This window comes from Acidovorax sp. JHL-9 (assembly GCF_000426205.1).
GTDB lineage: Bacteria > Pseudomonadota > Gammaproteobacteria > Burkholderiales > Burkholderiaceae_C > Acidovorax > Acidovorax soli.
The window spans coordinates 13457-32236 of sequence record NZ_AUEX01000004.1 but is presented as its reverse complement, the minus strand read 5'-3'; the positions used below and the strand labels follow the sequence as shown (position 1 = coordinate 32236).

17 protein-coding genes are annotated in these 18780 nt (G+C 68.8%); 15 read left to right on the top strand and 2 right to left on the bottom strand.

The window, feature by feature from the left end; translation table 11 throughout:
* The first annotated feature begins 7 nt into the window (after positions 1 to 7).
* From K225_RS0104290 to K225_RS0104270, 5 genes are all read left to right on the top strand, one after another.
* Positions 8 to 1303 carry a DUF3422 family protein gene (locus K225_RS0104290; RefSeq protein ID WP_026435265.1) on the top strand — a complete coding sequence of 432 codons (1296 nt, stop codon included), beginning with the start codon at positions 8 to 10 and terminating at the stop codon, positions 1301 to 1303.
* Positions 1304 to 1356: 53 nt separating this feature from the next.
* Positions 1357 to 2979 (top strand): gamma-glutamyltransferase family protein, encoded by a 1623-nt coding sequence (locus tag K225_RS0104285; protein WP_026435264.1) that lies wholly within the window; start codon positions 1357 to 1359, stop codon positions 2977 to 2979.
* A 27-nt stretch (positions 2980 to 3006) separates the two neighbouring features.
* Complete coding sequence (locus K225_RS0104280) at positions 3007 to 3927, top strand: DMT family transporter (RefSeq protein ID WP_238323185.1); 921 nt, start codon at positions 3007 to 3009, stop codon at positions 3925 to 3927.
* A gap of 105 nt (positions 3928 to 4032) precedes the next feature.
* Complete coding sequence (locus K225_RS0104275; protein ID WP_026435262.1) at positions 4033 to 4863, top strand: SDR family oxidoreductase; 831 nt, start codon at positions 4033 to 4035, stop codon at positions 4861 to 4863.
* Positions 4864 to 5010: 147 nt separating this feature from the next.
* A complete protein-coding gene (locus K225_RS0104270) occupies positions 5011 to 6093 on the top strand; it encodes an ornithine cyclodeaminase (protein ID WP_026435261.1) in 1083 nt (360 codons plus the stop codon).
* An 81-nt stretch (positions 6094 to 6174) separates the two neighbouring features.
* Here the strand turns inward: K225_RS0104270 and K225_RS0104265 are convergent, their stop codons facing one another.
* On the bottom strand, positions 6175 to 7074 hold the full coding sequence (locus K225_RS0104265; protein ID WP_026435260.1) for a DMT family transporter: 900 nt from the start codon (positions 7072 to 7074) through the stop codon (positions 6175 to 6177).
* Positions 7075 to 7178: 104 nt separating this feature from the next.
* On the opposite strand from K225_RS0104265, the gene K225_RS0104260 reads away from it, so the two are divergent.
* Complete coding sequence (locus K225_RS0104260; RefSeq protein ID WP_026435259.1) at positions 7179 to 8162, top strand: quinone oxidoreductase; 984 nt, start codon at positions 7179 to 7181, stop codon at positions 8160 to 8162.
* Positions 8159 to 9001, top strand: a complete 843-nt coding sequence (locus tag K225_RS0104255) for an NUDIX hydrolase family protein (RefSeq protein WP_026435258.1) — start codon at positions 8159 to 8161, stop codon at positions 8999 to 9001. Before K225_RS0104260 ends, K225_RS0104255 begins: the two co-directional genes overlap by 4 nt.
* A gap of 12 nt (positions 9002 to 9013) precedes the next feature.
* On the opposite strand, the gene K225_RS0104250 is transcribed toward K225_RS0104255, so the two are convergent.
* A complete protein-coding gene (locus K225_RS0104250; RefSeq protein WP_026435257.1) occupies positions 9014 to 9685 on the bottom strand; it encodes a histidine phosphatase family protein in 672 nt (223 codons plus the stop codon).
* A gap of 216 nt (positions 9686 to 9901) precedes the next feature.
* Here K225_RS0104250 and K225_RS0104240 point away from each other — a divergent pair, with 216 nt between their 5' ends.
* The 8 genes from K225_RS0104240 to K225_RS0104205 all read left to right on the top strand — a co-directional run bounded on the left by K225_RS0104240 (position 9902) and on the right by K225_RS0104205 (position 18769).
* Positions 9902 to 10738 (top strand): IclR family transcriptional regulator, encoded by an 837-nt coding sequence (locus K225_RS0104240; protein ID WP_026435255.1) that lies wholly within the window; start codon positions 9902 to 9904, stop codon positions 10736 to 10738.
* The gene (locus K225_RS0104235; protein ID WP_026435254.1) at positions 10738 to 11892 is read left to right on the top strand and encodes a thiolase family protein; all 1155 of its coding nucleotides are present in this window, start codon (positions 10738 to 10740) and stop codon (positions 11890 to 11892) included. The genes K225_RS0104240 and K225_RS0104235 overlap by 1 nt, the downstream gene beginning before the upstream one ends.
* A gap of 170 nt (positions 11893 to 12062) precedes the next feature.
* Positions 12063 to 12455: a Zn-ribbon domain-containing OB-fold protein gene (locus tag K225_RS0104230; protein WP_026435253.1), complete on the top strand. Its 393-nt coding sequence runs from the start codon at positions 12063 to 12065 to the stop codon at positions 12453 to 12455.
* A gap of 64 nt (positions 12456 to 12519) precedes the next feature.
* Positions 12520 to 13518 carry a tripartite tricarboxylate transporter substrate binding protein gene (locus K225_RS0104225; protein ID WP_202900023.1) on the top strand — a complete coding sequence of 333 codons (999 nt, stop codon included), beginning with the start codon at positions 12520 to 12522 and terminating at the stop codon, positions 13516 to 13518.
* Positions 13519 to 13661: 143 nt separating this feature from the next.
* A complete protein-coding gene (locus tag K225_RS0104220; RefSeq protein ID WP_026435251.1) occupies positions 13662 to 15761 on the top strand; it encodes an acetate--CoA ligase family protein in 2100 nt (699 codons plus the stop codon).
* Between the two features lie 25 nt (positions 15762 to 15786).
* Positions 15787 to 16974 (top strand): acyl-CoA dehydrogenase family protein, encoded by a 1188-nt coding sequence (locus tag K225_RS0104215; protein ID WP_026435250.1) that lies wholly within the window; start codon positions 15787 to 15789, stop codon positions 16972 to 16974.
* On the top strand, positions 16971 to 17744 hold the full coding sequence (locus K225_RS0104210; protein ID WP_026435249.1) for an SDR family NAD(P)-dependent oxidoreductase: 774 nt from the start codon (positions 16971 to 16973) through the stop codon (positions 17742 to 17744). Before K225_RS0104215 ends, K225_RS0104210 begins: the two co-directional genes overlap by 4 nt.
* A 17-nt stretch (positions 17745 to 17761) precedes the next feature.
* Positions 17762 to 18769 carry a phosphotransferase family protein gene (locus K225_RS0104205; protein ID WP_155885229.1) on the top strand — a complete coding sequence of 336 codons (1008 nt, stop codon included), beginning with the start codon at positions 17762 to 17764 and terminating at the stop codon, positions 18767 to 18769.
* The last annotated feature ends 11 nt before the right edge of the window (positions 18770 to 18780 follow it).

Below are 18780 nucleotides of genomic sequence, written 5' to 3'. Positions count from 1 at the left end.
GGACCGCATGCCACCATCCAATCACCCCATGCAGCACCCGCACCGGGTCATGCTGCACAACGAGATCCACGCCCGTCCGCCCGAGGCCCTGGCGGCGCCGCTGGCCATTGCCCACATCGTCATGCTGGCCGACGCCGCCGGCCGCGAAGCCAGCCGCGCGCATGTGGCAGCGCTGCTGCGCGACCACCACATGGCGCTGCCCGACGCGCAGACCACGCACCTGCGCATGGATTTCGGCGCGTTCCGCATCCGCTGGGAACTGCACACCGAATTCGTTTCCTGGACCTTCATGGTGCCCACGCCTACCGAGGCCTTTGGCGAGCGCGAGCCCGCCAGCGCCATCGATGCGGTGCCGCACGAATGGCTGGCCGCCCTGCCGGGGCAGTGCCTGTGCAGCCTGAACCTGTGGGTGTTGCCCACGCACCAGTTTGGCTCGGGCTCGCTGGTCAAGCATGTGTTGCACGAGGACACGCTGGTGGCCTCCACCGTGGCCGATGGCCATGGCGAGCTGTACACCGACTTTGCCATCCACGCCGATGGTTTTTCGCGCATGGTGCTGCTGGCCGGCGGCATGACGCCGCGCCGCCTGGGCCGCCTGGTGCAGCGCCTGCTGGAAATCGAGACCTACCGCATGGCCGCCCTGCTGGGCCTGCCCGCCGCGCGCGAGGCCGCCACGGTGCTGGCCTTTGCCGAGCGCGAGCTGGCCGCGCTGGCCGATGCCATCCGCACTGCCAACCGCGATGCCGAACCCGCGCTGCTCGATCGCCTGACCCGGCTGGCCGGGCAGGTCGAGAGCCAGTACGCCGCCACGCATTCGCGCTTTTCGGCCAGCAGCGCCTATTTTGAACTGCTGGACCGCCGCATCCAGGATATCGCCGAATCGCGCCTGGCGGGCATGCAGACCATCCGCGAGTTCATGGACCGCCGGCTCACGCCCGCGCGCAGCACCTGCGAATGGGCCACGCGGCGCCAGGATGCGCTGTCGCAGCGCGTCTCGCGCATGAGCAACCTGCTGCGCACGCGCGTGGAGATCGAGCAGCAGCAAAGCAGCCAGGCCCTGCTGGCCACCATGAACCAGCGCCAGGACCTGCAGCTGAAACTGCAGTCCACGGTGGAAGGCCTGTCGGTGGCGGCTATTACTTACTACATCGTCGGCCTGGTGAGCTACCTGGCCAAGGGCGCGCAAAAACTGGGCTGGCCCCTGTCGCCCGAGACCACGGCGGCCGTGGCCATTCCGGTCGTGGCGCTGGGCGTGTGGTGGTCGCTGCGCCGCATGCACCACCGGATGTTCCGCGCGCACTGACCATCCAGTATCCGCCTGCAGCGAGTCGCAGGCATGCGGCCGATAATCGCCGCATGCCTTTCAGCTACACCTCCCCCTATCCCAGCACCCGCTTGCCGGTGTTCGCGCGCAACCTCTGTTCCACCTCGCACCCGCTGGCCGCACAGGCCGGTCTGCGCATGCTGCAGCAGGGCGGCAACGCGGTCGATGCGGCCGTGGCCGCCGCGGCGGCCATGGCGGTGTGCGAGCCCGTCAGCAACGGCCTGGGCAGCGATGCGTTCTGCATCCTGTGGGACGGCCAGGCGCTGCACGGCCTCAACGCCTCGGGCCGCGCGCCACAGGCGTGGACGCCGGAGTATTTCCATCGCCGCTACGGCACGGGCGCGGCCACGCCGCCCCGGCGCGGCATCGATTCGGTCACGGTGCCCGGCGCCGTGAGCGCCTGGGTGGCGCTGTCGGAGCGCTTTGGCCAACTGCCCTTTGCCGATCTCATGGCGCCCGCCATCGAGATCGCCGAGCGCGGCTACCTGGTGCCCGTGGTGGTGCAGCAAAAATGGGCCGCCGCCGTGCCCGAGCTGCAGTCGCAACCCGGTTTTGCGCAGAGCTTCATGCCCTGGGGCCGTGCGCCGCAGGTGGGCGAACTGTTCCAGTTTCCGGCCGCGGCGCGTGCCTTGCGCGCCATCGGCGCCACGCGGGGCGAGGCCTTCTACAGCGGCGAAATTGCGCAGGCCATGGTCGCTTTCGCACAGGCCCAGGGTGGCAGCCTCAGTCTGGCGGACCTGGCCGCGCACCGCCCCGAATGGGTGGCGCCCATCGCCCGCAACTACCGCGGCTACACCCTGCACGAGATTCCACCCAGCGGCCAGGGCATTGCCGCGCTGATCGCGCTGGGCATCCTGGAGCAATTCGACCTGGCGAGCCTGCCGGTGGACGGGCCCGAGGCCCAGCACCTGCAGATCGAGGCCATCAAGCTGGCGTTTGCCGATGTGTACCGTTACGTGGCCGAGCCATCGTCCATGGAGGTGACCCCCGCGCAAATGCTCGATGACAGCTACCTCGCATCCCGTGCCAGACTCATCACCATGAACCAGGCGCAGGATTTTGGTGCGGGCAACCCGGTCAAGGGCGGCACCATCTACCTCACGGCCGCCGATGAGAACGGCATGATGGTGAGCTTCATCCAGAGCAACTACCAGGGCTTTGGCTCGGGCTGCGTCGAGCCCACTTATGGCATCAGCCTGCAGAACCGCGGCTTTGGCTTCAGCACCGATCCGGCTGGCACCAACCGCGCCAACCTGGTGGCACCGGGCAAGCGGCCGTTCCACACCATCATCCCGGCCTTCCTCACCCGGGACGGCCAGCCCGTGATGAGCTTTGGCGTCATGGGCGCCAACATGCAGCCCCAGGGCCACCTGCAGACCCTGGTGCGCATGATCGACCACGGCCAGAACCCGCAGATGGCCTGCGACGCGCCGCGCTGGCGCTTCAACGCGGGCCTGTCGATCAACGTCGAGGCGTCGATGCCGGCGGCCACGGTGCAGGGCCTGCAGGCACGGGGGCACCGCACCGAGGTGCTGCAGGATTCCTACCAGGATTTCGGCGCCGGCCAGTTCATCTGGCGCATGGGCGACCCCCAGGTGCACGGCTATCTGGCGGCCAGCGATGCGCGGCGCGATGGCCTGGCTGCCGGTTTCTGAATGCGTTGGCGAGAGTTTTAATAAAAAGTGCCTGAAGCCCAACACCAGAATGCGCAAGCAGCTAGAAAAAAAATAGCAACCGGCCTGTTCCTGGCCTTTTTTGGCGCCATCGCCTTCAGCGGCAAGGCCATCATCGTGAAGCTGGCGTACCGCCACGGGGTGGATGCGGTCACGCTCATCATGTACCGCATGCTGTTCGCGCTGCCCATCTTCGCCGCGATGGCCTGGTGGGCCAGCCGGGGCAGGCCGCCTTTGGCGCGCCGCGACTGGCTGGGCGTGGCGGGCCTGGGCATCACGGGCTACTACCTGGCCAGCTTTCTCGACTTTGCCGGGCTGGCCTACATCAGCGCCAGCCTGGAGCGGCTCATCCTGTACCTCAACCCCACGCTGGTGATGCTGCTGGGCTGGCTGCTGTATGGCCGCAGCATCCGCTGGGGCCAGGCGCTGGGCATGGCCATCAGCTACTGCGGCGTGGTGCTGGTGTTTGGCCTGGAGGCGCAATTGCAGGGGGCCGATGCGGCCTGGGGCGCGCTGCTGGTGTTCCTGAGCGCCGTGAGCTACGCCATCTACCTCGTGTACAGCGGCGAGATGGTGCAGCGCATCGGCGCGCTGCGGCTGGTGGGCCTGGCCACCACGGTGGCCTGCCTGTGCTGCCTGCTGCAGTTCGTGCTGCTGCGGCCGCTGAGCGCGGCCGTGGTGGCGCCCGAGGTGGTCTGGCTGTCGGTGCTCAACGCCACGCTGTGCACGGCGGCGCCGGTGCTCATGGTGATGATGGCCGTCGAGCGCATCGGTGCCGGCATGACCGCGCAGACCGGCATGGTCGGCCCGCTGTCCACCATCCTCATGGGTGTGTGGATTCTGGACGAGCCTTTCACACTGTGGGTGGCTGCGGGCACCGCGCTGGTGATGGCGGGCATCTTTGTGTTCACGCGGATGTCGCGCCGCTAGGCGGCACCGACCCACCGGGGCATGGCGGGCGGCCACCGACCGGGCTGCCAGGCCCCTTTATGATTTGAAACGGCTGCGTGTTGCGGCCAAACATCGGGAGTTTTTATGGATCTGGGTATCGCGGGCAAATGGGCGCTGGTGTGTGGCGCCAGCAAGGGGCTGGGGTTTGGCTGCGCGCAGGCGCTGGTGCGCGAAGGGGTGAACGTGGTCATCAACGCGCGCAACGCCGATGCACTGCAGCTGGCGGCTTCCAAACTAACAGCTGCTGGCGCGGATACGGCAGGCGCCAGAGGCCAAAATGGCGCCCAGCCAGTGGTGCTGGCGGTGGCCGCCGACATCACCACCCCCGAAGGGCGAGCCGCCGTGTTGGCGGTGCCCGGCGGGCCGGGGCGCGACTTCGACATCGTGGTGACCAACGCGGGCGGCCCGCCCACGGGGGATTTCCGCGACTGGGACCGCGACGCCTGGATCAAGGCGGTGGACGCCAACATGCTCACGCCCATCGAACTCATCAAGGCCACGGTGGATGGCATGGCCGCACGAGGCTTTGGCCGCATCGTCAACATCACCTCCAGCGCGGTGAAGGCGCCGATCGACATCCTGGGTCTGTCCAACGGCGCACGCAGCGGGCTCACCGGCTTTGTGGCCGGCGCCGCGCGCAGCAAGCTGGCCGCGCAGGGCGTGACCCTGAACAACCTGCTGCCCGGCAAGTTCGACACCGACCGCCTCGCCACCACCCTGGGCGCGGCGGCCACCAAGACCGGCAAGAGCCTGGACGATGTGCGGGGTGCCCAGCAGGCGCAGATTCCGGCCGGCCGCTTTGGTACGCCCGAAGAGTTCGGTTCCATCTGCGCATTTTTGTGCAGCGTTCATGCCGGCTACATCACGGGCCAGAACCTGCTGGCCGACGGCGGAGCCTACCCGGGCGTCTTCTGAACGATGGAGCGGCGGGCCTGGGGCGCAGCGCGGCCAGCGGGCGCGGGCGTTTTGCCCTGTCGTGAAGCATTTTGTTGCAAATATGTGCATTCCCATGGCCCAGCGGCTCAGGGAAACTGGTCTCCAACCCCTGGAGACTTTTCCGCCATGAATGCCACCACCCCCACTTCCACCCTGTACCTCAGTGCCCCCGCGATGGCCGAGCTGATCGGCCGCAAGGGCGTGGGCCACTGCATTGCCTCGATTGCAGCCTGCATCCACGAAGATTTCCTGCGCTGGCCGCAGTTCGAGAAATCGGCGCGTACGGCCAACCATTCGCCCGACGGCGTGATCGAGCTCATGCCCATTTCGGACGCCACCACCTACACCTTCAAATACGTCAACGGCCACCCGCACAACACGCGGCGGGGCCTGCCCACCGTGATGGCTTTTGGCGTGCTGGCCGATGTGGCCACGGGCATGCCGCTATTGCTCAGTGAACTCACCTACACCACGGCCCTGCGCACTGCCGCCATGTCGGCCGTGGCCGCACGCGCCCTGGCGCGGCCGGACAGCCGGGTGATGGCCATCGTCGGCAACGGGGCGCAGAGCGAGTTCCAGGCCCTGGCGTTCCAGCACCTGCTGGGCATCACCACGCTGCGCCTGTTCGACACCGACCCGGCCGCCACCGCCAAGCTGGTTGCCAACCTCGACGGCACGGGCCTGCAGTGGACGGTTTGCACCAGCGTGGCCGAGGCCGTGCGCGGCGCCGACATCGTGACCACCCTCACCGCCGACAAGGCCCGCGCCACCATCGTCACGCCCGCCATGGTGGAGCCTGGCATGCACCTCAACGCCGTGGGCGGCGACAGTCCTGGCAAGACCGAGCTGCATGCCGACCTGTTGCGCCAGGCGAGCGTGTTTGTCGAATACGCCCCGCAAACGCGCGTGGAGGGCGATATCCAGCAACTGCCGGCCGACTTTGGCGTGACCGAGCTGTGGCAGGTGCTGGCCGGCCACCAACCCGGGCGCACCCATGCCGCGCAGGTCACCGTGTTCGATTCGGTCGGCTTTGCCCTGGAGGATTTTTCCGCCCTGCGCTACATGCGCGATGCCGCCATCGAACTGGGCCTGGGCGAGCGCATGGCGCTGATCCCCGCGCTGGCCGACCCCAAGAACCTGTTTGGCGCGCTGCACCAGCCTGCGGCCACCGCCAGCCAGCGCGTAACCGGGCCGGGCGCGGTGGCCTGATTGCGCATGCCGGGAAAGTGCCGGAATGCTCTATTTTTTAAGAGCTTCTGGCGCTTGATTGGCAAGCGCTGGCGCCAGTTTTCAGCGCCGCGACGAGACCACGATGCCACCCACGATCAGCGCAAACGCCGCAGCGTGGTAGGCGCTGGGTGCCTCGCCCAGAAAGGCCGCCGACAGCAGGGCAGCGAACAGCGGCGTCAGGTTGGAAAAGAAGCCCGCCACCGCAGGCCCCGCCCGCTGCACCCCGATGCCCCAGCTGCGGTAGGCCAGCAGGGCCGGTCCCAGGGCGATGAACAGCAGCGCCGCCGCCAGCGGCCAGCCCCAGTCGATGTGGGTGCGTCCCGTGGCCCACTCGGCGCTGGCCAAGGCGCCCGACCAGGCCAGGCCAAACACCATCTGCCCGGTCAGGAAGGCCGCCCAGTCATCGCGCAGGCTGGCGGGTTCGCGGGTGCGCACCAGCATCCAGCTGTAGAACGACCACGCAATGGTGGCCAGCAGCATGAACAGATCGCCCGGCACCAGGCGCAGCGCCAGCAGCTGGCCCCACTCGCCCCGGCTGAGCACGGTGAGCACGCCCGCCATGGACAGGGATGCGCCGGCCAGCTGTCGGCGGGTGACGGCCGCGCCAAAAAACAGCGCGCCCACCGCCAGCATCCACACCGGCATGCTGGAGCCCACCAGCGTCACGTTGATGGGCGTGGAGGTCTGCAGCGCCAGGTATTGCAGTGCGTTGTACAGGCCCACGCCCAGCAGGCCCAGCACGGCAAAGCGTCGCCAGTGCGGCCACAGCGGGCTGCTCTTGCGCAGCACGCGGTGGGTGAGCGGCAGCAGCAGCGCCAGGGCCAGCACCCAGCGCAGAAAATTGAGGGTGATGGGCGGCACCAGGTCATGCACCAGGCGGCCCACCACGGCATTGCCGGCCCACAGCAGCGGCGCCGTCACCAGCAGCGCCACCGTGCCGGGCGTCAGTCTTTGAGTCATGGGCTGCACTGTAGCGGCGCATTGCCAGCAAGGCTTGCAGATTCATGGCAGGATGGCCACCGTTTGTTCCACCCGTCACACCCGTTATTCAGGAGCGTTTTGTCATGAGCCTTGCCGTCCAGATCCGCCAGCATGGTGGCCCCGAAGAACTTCACCTGGTGGACGTGGCCGTGGGTGAGCCCGGTCCGGGCGAGATCCGCATCCGCCACCACGCCATCGGCCTGAACTTCATCGACGTGTACCACCGCACGGGGCTGTATCCGCTCAGCATGCCCGCCACCATCGGCATGGAGGCGGCCGGTGTGGTCGAGGCCGTGGGTGAGGGTGTCATGCACCTCCAGGTGGGCGACCGCGCCGCCTATGCCAGCCAGCCGCCCGGCAGCTACTGCGAGGTGCGCGTGATGCCCGCCAAGTGCGTGTGCAAGCTGCCCGACGCCATCAGTTTCGAGACCGGCGCCGCCATGATGCTCAAGGGCCTCACGGCCCAGTACCTGCTGAAGAAAACGCGGCCCGTGGAGGGCCTGCAGCCTGGCGACCATGTGCTGTTCCATGCCGCCGCCGGCGGCGTGGGCCTGATCGCCTGCCAGTGGGCCAAGGTCCTGGGCCTGCAGCTCATCGCCACGGCCGGCACCGATGCCAAGTGCCAGCTGGCGCTGGCCAACGGCGCGGCCCATGCCATCAACTACGCCACCGAAGACTTTGCCGCGCGCGTGAAGGAGATCACCGGTGGCAAGGGCGTGAAGGTGGTGTACGACTCGGTGGGCAAGGACACCTGGGACAAATCCCTCGATTGCCTGCGCCCGTTCGGCCTGATGGCCAGCTTCGGCAACGCCTCGGGCCCCGTGGCGCCGTTTGCTCCGGGCGCGCTGGGCGCCAAGGGCTCGCTCTACGTCACACGCCAGACGCTGTTCAGCCACATCGCCACGCGCGAAAGCACGCAGGCCATGGCCGACGACCTGTTCGCCGTGGTGGCCAGCGGCCAGGTGAAGATCCACATCGACCAGCGTTACCCGCTGGCCGAGGTGCAGCAAGCGCACCGCGACCTGGAGGCACGCAAGACCACCGGCTCGACCATCCTCACGCTGTGACGCGGGCCCCGGCAGCATCTGCCGCCGGTTGGCTGGCCGAGGCCCGCACGGCCGCCCGCCAGCCGCCCGCGCAGGAGCGCCTGCCGCTGTGGGTGGCGGGGCAGGCCGTGGGCTCGGTGGCGGCGGGTTTCTTGGATGAAATCGAAATGCAGCGCTTGTCGGATAAGCGCTATCAGATACTGATTCAGGAGCAATCGGGGGTGCCGGTGTGGCACCTGGACGTGGCGCCCGACGCGGCCACGTCCGCGCTCAACCTGCTGGCGCAGGCCCTGCACGCCCAGGGCCGCTGCGGCCCCTGGCGCAACGAGCAGCTGGCCGTGTGCAACGCCCGGGGCGAGCGGCTGGGCACCGTGGAGCGCGGCGCCGTGCGCGTGCTGGGCATCGCCACGCGGGCCGTGCACCTGGTGGGACTGGCGCCCGATGGCCGCATGTGGGTGCAGCAGCGCGCGCGCACCAAGCCCAACAACCCGGGCATGTGGGACACGCTGATGGGCGGCATGGTCTCTGCCGACGACACGCTGGACCAGGCGCTGGCGCGCGAGACCTGGGAAGAAGCGGGTCTTGTGCTGCCCGCATTGCAGGCCGTGGGGCAGGGTGTGACGTGGGGCGGGCAGGTCGATTTCAGCCGGCCCAGCCGCGAGGGCGGTGGCGTGGGCTACATGGTCGAGCGCATCGACTGGTTTCGCTGCACCGTGCCCGAAGGCCTGGCACCCCGCAACCAGGATGGCGAGGTGGAGCGGTTCGAGCTGTGGCGCCCCGAGCAGGTGCGCGAGCGCATCGCGGCTGGCGATTTCACGCTGGAGGCCGCGCTGGTGCTGGGCGCCTGCTTCGGGTGGTGAGCCGAATCTGAATCAGGCGTGCGTCACCCAGTCGGCGTGCTCGCGCCCGTTCAGGTGCGGCAGGGTGTTGAAGGTCTGCAGCATCAGCCGCTTGGGCGACACGCTGAACTCCGTCACGGCGCTGTTGCGGATGCGCATGTTCAGCGCAATGGTCACCTCGGGTGCCGTGCCCAGCACCTCGCCCACCGCGGCCGCAATGGGGCCGCCACTGCTGACCAGCAGCACGTTGTGCCCAGCATGCTGGTGGCGCACATGGTCGAGCGCGGCGCGCACGCCGCCCGCAAACGCGTCCCAGCTGGGCATGCCCTGCGGGCTGATGACGCCGGCCATCCACTGTGCCAGCGCGTCGCACAGCAGGCGGAAATGCTGGCGGTACAACTCGGGCGTGTCGGGTTTGGGCAAGGGCTGGGGGTGGATGGCGCGGATGAGCGCCAGGCTGTCGTATTCGTTCAGGCCGGGCAGCTGCAGTGGCTCGGGGCGGACCTGCAGGCCCTCGGCAATGCCTTCGAGAGTTTGCGTGTGGCGCCGCAGCGTACCGGTGAGGATGGCGTCAAACGCCTGGCCCTGCGCGCGCCAGTGCTCGCCCAGCCGTACCGCCTGCTCGCGGCCCCGTGGGCTGAGCTGGTCGTAATCGTCGGCACCAAACGAGGCCTGGCCGTGGCGCACGAGGTAAAGGGTTCCCATGGCGCAGATTGTGGCTTTCGGGGGGCTGCGCCTTTGTCACTGGCGCGACCGCTGCTATGGAACCGCGAGCGACCTCACGCACCGGCTTTGGGCAATGGGCGCCCCCATTGCTGCCGCACAAGTTTTGATGAATGAAACTTTATTTGAGTGCTTTGACGGGATGAGCATGAAGACATAGATTGACGCCATATCAACAGTTTCACCGAAAGAAACTCCATGCCTTCCCCCGCACGCCCCAAGGCCGTCATCACCCATGAGCGCGGCAGCACCTCGTCGGTAGAGCGCGCCATGCGCGTGCTGCGCGTCATGTCCGAGGGCGGCGGCGTGCGCCTGACCGACATCGCAGCGGCTGCCGACCTGGACAAGGCCACGGCGCTGCGCCTGCTGGAGGTGATGGCGCGCGAAGGCTTTGTGGCGCGCGATGCGAAGAGCAAGCAGTTCACGCTGGGGCCTGAGCTGACGGTGCTGGGTGCGGCGGCGCTGCGCCGTTTCGACCCGCGCCCGCTGGCACGGCCCAGCCTGATGCGGCTGGCCGGTGTGTTCCAGGACAGCGTGGTGCTCTCGATGCGCAGCGGTGTGGAGTCGTTGTGCATTGATGTGGAAGAGGGCACCTATCCCATCCGCGCCAACTACCTCAATGTCGGCAGCCGCCGCCCGCTGGGCGTAGGGGCCGGCAGCCTGGCGCTGCTGGCCGCTTTGCCCGACGACGAGCGCGAGGCCGCGCTGGACACCCTGTGTGGCCAGCTGGAGCGCTACCCGCGCATCACCCCGGCGCTGCTGCGCGAGCGGGTAGCGCAGGCGCGCGAACGGGGCTGCGCCGTGTTGCTCGACGTGGTGGTCGAGCGCATGGGCGGCATTGGTGTCGCCATCCTCGATACCGAAGGCCGCCCGGTGGCGGCGCTGAGCATTGCGGCGCTGAACGAACGCATCCTCACCCGCGAGCCCGCGCTGGCGCAGGCGTTGCTGCACGAGGCCACGGTGTGCCAGGTGCGCTGGGCCGAGGCCACGCGCGCCGACCGACGACCCGCAACCACCCCCAAGGAGACACATTGATGAATGCAGCGTTACGTCCGGCGTATGTGCGCGGTGCCGGTGGCACATCGTTCGGGCGACACGAGGGGCGCAGTGCGCTCGACCTGATGGATGCCGCGGCCGCGCAGGCCATCGAGAGCGCCGGCCTTGCGCGCCATGAGATCGACGGCGTGCTCTGCGGCTATGCCACCACGCTACCGCACCTGATGCTGTCCACGCTGGTGTGCGAGCGGCTGGCGCTGCGCCCGCGCTACGCGCACGGCTTGCAGCTCGGTGGCGCTTCGGGCGCGGCCATGCTGATGGCAGCGCGCGAGCTGGTGCGTTCGGGTCGATGCCGCAACGTGCTTGTGCTGGGTGGGGAGAACCGGCTCAGCGGCCAGTCGCGCGACAGCTCCATCCAGACGCTGGCCCAGGTGGGTGACGCCGATTTCGAGGTGCCCAACGGAGCCTCCGTTCCCGCGTACTACGCGCTCATGGCCTCGGAGTACATGCAGCGCACGGGCGTCACATCGGCCGATCTGGCCGAGTTTGCCGTGCTCATGCGCGCCAACGCGGTGGGCCACCCCGACGCCCACCTGCGCACCCCGGTCACGCTGCAGGAGGTGCTGGCCTCCAAGCCGATTGCCTCGCCGCTGTCGCTGCTGGACTGCTGCCCGATCTCGGATGGCGCGATGGCGCTTGTGGTGTCGGCCGACCCTGCCGCGCAGGGCGCTGTGGCCATGGCGGGCGCGGGCCAGGCCCACCGGCACCAGCACCTCACGGCCATGGAGGATGTGATGCAGTGTGGTGCGGGCGAGGCGGCGCAGCAGGCCTTTGGGGAAGCCCGGCTGGGCCTGGGCGACGTGGACTACCTGGGGATCTACGACTCGTTCACGATCACGCTGGTGATGCTGCTCGAAGAGATCGGTTTCGCACCACGCGCCGGCGCTGCCCAGCGGGCGCGCGCGGGGGACTTCGCGCCCACCGGGCCGCTGCCCCTGAATACCCATGGCGGCCTGCTGTCGTTTGGCCACTGCGGAGTGGCAGGCGGCATGGCGCACACCGTCGAGGCCTGGCGCCAGATGACGGGCCAGGCGGGTGACCGCCAGCTCAAGCCCCCCCGCCGTGCATTCATCCATGCAGACGGCGGCGTGATGTCGTCCCATGTCAGCCTGATCTTGTCGCGCGAGGACTGAAGTGAAACGACAACCCCCTGAGACGCTTCGCGTCTTCCCCCTTCTCTCACGCTGCGCGTGGGAAGAGGGACGCAGCCCTCGCTGCGGGGCGGCCCTTGCTCGGCTGCCCTGGCTCGGGGCGCGCCGGTTTCATGCGCCATGCGTGGCGCGCAGCACTATGGATAACTGAGATGACCACCACTGCCTCCAACGACACGATCCCGCTGGCCGCCCCCTTTACCGACGGCCTGCGCGACGGCGTGCTGCGCTACCAGCAGTGCACGGCCTGCGGCGGCGCGCAGACGCTGGCGCGCTATGCCTGCCAGCACTGCGGCGAGCGCGGCACGCTGCACTGGCGCGACGCGCAAGGCAGCGCCACCGTGCGCGCCGTCACCGTGGTGGCGCGCGCGCCATCCGACGCTTTCCGCGTGCTCGCGCCCTACACGCTGGTCGTCGTGCAGCTCGCCGAGGGGCCGCGCCTCATGGGCCACGCGAGCCCCGGCGTGCGCATCGGCGACCAGGTACAGGCGGGCTTCTTCGCGCATGAGGGGCGCACGCTGGTGCGCTTTGCGCCCGCGCCCTAGCGTTTTTTGTGTCATTTCCTTTCATTCACCGGCATTCAAACGACACCACCCCAGGAGACAAGCCATGATGAACATCCCCCTTTCCCGCCTGACGTCCCGTCGCCACTGGATCGGCCTGGCCTGCGCCGCACTGTGTGCGGCGGGGGCGCCACTGGCCTTTGCGCAGGACTATCCGAACAAGCCTGTGAAGCTGGTCGTGCCCTACCCACCGGGGGGGCCCACGGACATCGTGGCGCGCGCCGTCGCACAAAAACTGCAGGAGCGCCTGGGCCAGCCGTTTGTCATCGACAACAAGCCCGGTGCAGGGGCCAACCTGGGCGCTGAAGCCGTGGCCCGCAGCGCACCGGATGGGTACACGCTGGTGGTGGCCACCACGGCGCACGCCATCAATCCCGCGCTGTTCGCCAAGCTCAACTACTCGCTGACCAAGGATTTCGCGCCGATCTCGCAGCTCACCGGCGGTCCGCTGGTGATTGTTGCCAGCCCGGCCCTGCCGGCCAACAACGTGGCCGAGCTCGTCGCGCTGGCCAAGAGCAAAAGTGGCGGGCTGAACTACGGCTCTTCAGGCAATGGCCAGTCCACCCACCTCTCGGCCGAGCTGTTCAGCGCCATGGCCGGGATCAAAATGAACCATGTCCCCTACAAGGGCAGCGCGCCCGCGCTCACCGACGTGATGGGCGGGCAGGTCGATCTGATGTTCGACACCATGCTGTCGTCCATGCCCCACGTGAAGGGGGGCAAGCTCAAGGCCCTGGCCGTGACGAGTGCCCAGCGTTCGCCCGTGGCGCCGGATCTGCCCACCGTGGCCGAGTCCGGCTTGCCGGGCTACGAGGCCATCGCCTGGAACGGTCTGCTCGCCCCCGCTGGTACCCCCAGGGAGGTGATTGCGCGGCTGAGTACCGAACTCAAGGCCGTGCTTGAAAGCCCCGACATCCGTCAGCGTTTTGATGCCCAGGGTTTTGGCGCGGCCTGGAGCGCGCCGGCGGCGTATGGCGCCTTCCTGCAGGCTGAAGTGGACAAATGGGCCAGGGTGGTGAAGACCTCCGGCGCAAAGATTGACTAACCCCCTGAGTCGCCTTCGGCGCCTTCCACCTCAAGGGGGACGCCGCCCGTGCGGCGGGGCGGCCCTTGCACGGCGGCCCTGGCGTGCGCCGCGCCAGGCGCAACGGTCGCACGCTATGAACCACTGAGAAACACACAACAGCCATGACTGATCTTCTTACCTCCGCCCTCAACCCGCGTTCGGTCGCCATCATTGGCGCTTCGGACAACATCCACAAGATCGGCGGGCGTCCCATCTACTACATGCAGCGCCACGGCTACCAGGGCGCGGTCTATCCCATCAACCCCGCGCGCGAGGAGATCCAGGGCCACAAAAGCTACGCCACGCTCGCCGACCTGCCCGAAGTGCCGGATCTCGCCCTGGTCGTGGTGGGTGGCGACAAAACCGTGGCGGCGGTGGAGGAGTGCGCCGCGCGCGGCGTGAAGGCCGCCGCGGTGATCGCCTCGGGCTTTGGCGAAACCGGCCCCGCCGGGCGCGAACTGCAGGACCACATGGTGGCCAAGGCCCGCGCTGCCGGCATGCGCCTGTATGGCCCCAACACGCAGGGCCTGGCCAACTTCGGCACGGGCGCCATCGCGGGCTTTTCCACCATGTTCATCGAGGTGCCGCCCATGGACGGCCCGGTGGGCGTGGTGAGCCAGAGCGGCGGCATGAGCTCCATGATCTACGGCCTGGTGCGCGGGCGCGGCCTGGGCGTGCGCCATGTGCATGCCACGGGCAACGAGGCCGACGTGACCGCCGCCGAGATGGCCTGGGCCGTGGCCCATGACCCCGACGTGAAGCTGCTGCTGCTGTACCTGGAGAGCATTGCCAACCCCGAGATGCTGGCCGCCACCGCCGCCTATGCGCGTGAGCGCGACCTTCCCATCGTCGCGGTGAAGGCGGGGCGATCGGCCAGCGGGCAGAAGGCAGCGTCGTCCCACACGGGCGCGCTGGCCAACGAGGACCGCACGGTGGATGCCTTTTTCAAGCACCACGGCATCTGGCGCGTGCGCGACCCGCATGAGCAGGCGCGCGCCGCACACGCCTACCTGAAGGGCTGGCGCCCCGAGGGCCGCCGCCTGGTCATCATCAGCAACTCCGGCGCCAGCTGCGTGATGGGCGCTGACGCGGCCGAAGACCTGGGCCTTCCCCTGGCGGAGCTGAGCACCGCCACCCAAGCCGACGTAGCCTCCAAGCTGCCGGGCTTTGCCACCGCCAGCAACCCCATCGACGTCACCGCCGCACTGCTGTCCAACAGCGGCCTGTTCGGCGACGTGCTGCCCGCCGTGGCGCAGGACCCGGCGGCCGACCTGTTCTTCCTGAACATTCCCGTGGCCGGTGCGGGCTACGACCTGGACCGCTTTGCCCGCGACGCTGCCGCCTTCGAGGCCGCCACAGGCAAGCCCGTGGCGGTGGCGGCGTGGCAAGAAAGCGTGGCCGCGCCCTTCCGCGCGCACGGGATCGCCACCTTCCCCAACGAAGGCGAGGCCATCGCCGTGCTGGCCCAGGTGGCCGGGCACACGGCACTGATGCGCCAGCCCCGCACAACCTGGCCCCAGCTGCCCGCGGTGCAGGTGCCGGCCGGCGCGCAGGGTTTTCTGAACGAGGTGGACAGCCTCGCCCTGCTGGCGCTCCACGGCGTGCCCACGGTGCCTATGCACCTGTGCCGCACCGCCGACGAGGCCCGCGCGGCGTTCGACGCCATCGGCGCACCCGCTGTGGTCAAGGCCTGCTCGGCCGAGGTGCCGCACAAGTCCGAGCACGGGCTGGTGGCCCTCAACGTGCAGACACGCGAACAGGCGGCCGAGCTGTTCGAGCGCTTCTGGTCCAAGATGGATGCCATGGGCGTGCAGCGCGATGGCGTGATCGTGGCGGCCACGCGCAAGGGCCAGCACGAATTCATGGTGGGCGCGCGCATCGACCCCGTCTTCGGCCCCGTGGTGGTGGTGGGCGACGGCGGCAAGTACGTGGAGGCGCTCAAGGACTGCGCCGTGCTGCTGCCGCCCTTCAGCCAGGACGAGGTGGTGCGCACGCTGCGCACGCTGCGCATTGCGCCGCTGCTCGATGGTGTGCGCGGCGAACCGCCGCTGGACGTGCAGGCGCTGGCGAACATCGCTGTGGCGGTCGGTACCGTGATTGCCGGCGCACGTGGCACCATCGCATCGGTTGACCTCAACCCCGTCATGGTGGGCGCTGTCGGTGACGGCGCCGTGGTCGTGGATGCCCTGGTGGAGTGCGCCGGGGCCGCCGCTCGTCCCTGATAAAAAATGTGAAGGAATTTGCCGCATGGACTTCACCCTTTCCCCGGAAATCCGCGCATTGCGCGACAAGACGCGCCAGTTCATCGCCGAGCAGGTCATTCCCCTCGAAAACGACGAACGCCAGTCGTCGCACGGCCCCAGCGAGGCGTTGCGCCGCGAGCTGGTAGCCCGCGCCCGCGTCGCCGGCCTGCTCACGCCCCATGCCTCGCGCGAGATGGGTGGGCTGGGCCTGAGCCATGTGGCCAAGGCTGCGGTGTTCGAGGAGGCGGGATATTCGTGGCTGGGCCCCACGGCACTCAATATCCATGCACCCGACGAAGGCAACATCCACCTCATGGAAGAAGTGGCCACCGCCGCGCACAAGGAGCGCTGGCTGCGCCCGCAGGTGGCCGGCCACATCCGCTCCTGCTTTGCCATGACGGAGCCCTCGCCAGGCGCGGGTGCTGACCCCTCCATGCTGGCCACCACGGCGGTACGCGATGGCAACGACTATGTTATCAACGGCCTCAAATGGTTCATCACGGGTGCCGAAGGTGCTGACTACGCCATCGTGATGGCGCGCATGGAAGACGGTTCGGCCACCATGTTCCTCACCGACATGGACCGCCCCGGCATCACGCTGGAGCGCAGCATGGATGCGATGGACGCGTGTTTCACCGGAGGCCACGGCGTGCTGCGCTTTGACAACCTGCGCATACCCGCCAGCGACGTGCTCGGGGAGATGGGCAAAGGGTTTCGTTACGCGCAGGTGCGCCTGGCCCCCGCACGCCTGACGCACTGCATGCGCTGGCTCGGCCAGGCACGCCGCGCTCATGATGCAGCGCTGGCCTACACCCGCAAGCGCCACGCCTTTGGCAAGCCGCTGGTCGAGCACGAAGGCGTGGGCTTCATGCTGGCCGACAACGACATGGACCTGCACACGGCCCGTCTGCACATCTGGCACACCGCGTGGCTGCTGGACCAGGGCGAAAAATGCAACTTCGAGTCGAGCCGCGCCAAGGTGGTGTGCTCCGAAGCGCAGTGGCGCGTGGTGGACCGCAGCGTGCAGATGCTGGGCGGCCAGGGGGTCACGTCCGATTCGCCGGTGATGCGCATCTTCACCGACATGCGGGCCTTTCGCATCTACGACGGCCCGAGCGAAGTGCACCGCTGGAGCATGGCGCGCAAGCTCGTGCACCTAGCAGAAAAGGCCGAAGCCGGGGGGCAGGCATGAGCGGCGCCATCGATCGCTTCCGGCTTGACGGCAGGGTGGTGTTGGTCACGGGTGCATCCAGCGGGCTGGGCACGCATTTCGCGCAGCTGCTGGCCTCGGTGGGCGCACGCGTGGCCGTGGCCGCACGCCGCGCGGACAAGCTGCAGACGGTGGTGGACGCCATCGTGCAGGCAGGCGGCCAGGCGCGGGCGCTGGCACTCGACGTGACCGACCCAGCCAGCGTGCGTGCCTGTTTCGATGCGCTGGCCAGCTGGGGCGCGCCCGACGTGGTCATCAACAACGCCGGTGTCACCGTTACCCGCCCGCTGCTGGAGCAGACCCCGGAAGATTTCGACCAGGTGCTGGACACCAACCTCAAGGGTTGCTGGCTGGTGGCCACCGAGGCCGCGCGCCGCATGGTGGCGGCCGGGCAGGGCGGCAGCATTGTGAATGTGGCTTCCATCCTGGGTGAACGGGTGGCCGGCGGGGTGGCTCCCTACGCGATATCGAAGGCCGGCGTGGTGCAGGCCACCAAGGCCATGGCGCTGGAGCTGGCGCGCCACCGCATCCGGGTGAATGCGCTGCTGCCGGGCTATGTGGTGACCGACCTCAACCGCGACTTCCTTACCAGCGAAGCCGGCGACAAGCTGCGCAGCCGCATTCCCAGCCGCCGCTTTGGCGAGCTGGGCGATCTCGATGGGCCGCTGCTGCTGCTGGCATCGGATGCCGGTGCTGCGATGTCGGGCGCGACCGTTGCGGTGGATGGCGCACATCTGGTGAGCTCGCTGTGAGCGCCGGCGCCGCATCCATGCCCCTCGGGCCGCTGACCGACTACCTGCGCGCTCAGGGTCTGGTCGGGGCTGAAGCGATCGAGGTGTCACCGCTGTCCGGCGGGCAATCGAACCCCACATTCCGCATCACGGCCGGTGACAACGCCTACGTGCTGCGCAAGAAGCCAGCCGGCCAACTCGCCCCGTCGGCCCATGCCATTGACCGCGAGTACCGCGTCATGCGGGCGCTGCAGGGCAGCGATGTGCCCGTGCCACGCATGCTGGCCTACTGCGAGAACGAGTCCATCGTCGGTACGCCGTTCTACCTGATGGATTTCCTGGAGGGCCGCGTCTTCATGGACCCGGCCCTGCCCGGCATGGACAAGGCCGAACGCGCCGCCGTCTACCGCGAGATGGGCCGCGTCATCGCCGCCCTGCACAGCGTGGACATTGCGGCCGTAGGCCTGGCCGACTACGGCCGCACGGGCCAGTACGTGCAGCGCCAGATCGACCGCTGGTCGCGCCAGTGCCGTGCGTTGCCGGTGCCGCTGGACCAGGCGATGCTCGACCTGATGGCGTGGCTGCCCGCGCACCTGCCCGAGGGCGACGAAACCACCCTGGTGCACGGCGACTACCGCATCGACAATCTGGTGTTCCACCCCACCGAGCCGCGCGTGATCGGCGTGCTGGACTGGGAGCTGTCCACGCTGGGCCATCCGCTGGCCGACCTGGCCTACCACTGCATGGCCTGGAACGTGCCGCCCGCGCTGTGGCGCGGCATGGGCGGGCTCGACTTCGCGGCGCTGGGCATTCCGAGCGAGGCGCAGTACCTGGCGGACTACCAGGCCGCCACCGGGCGCGATGCGCAGGGGCACTGGTCGTTCTACATGGCCTACAACCTGTTTCGCATGACCGCCATCCTCTACGGCATTGCGCAGCGCGCGGCCGATGGCAGCGCGGCCTCGGCCGACGCCGAGGAGACCGGGCGAAAGGCCGGGCCACTGGCACGGCTGGGCTGGGAGTGGGCGCAGCGGCACGGTGGATAGCCCTGCGCGCT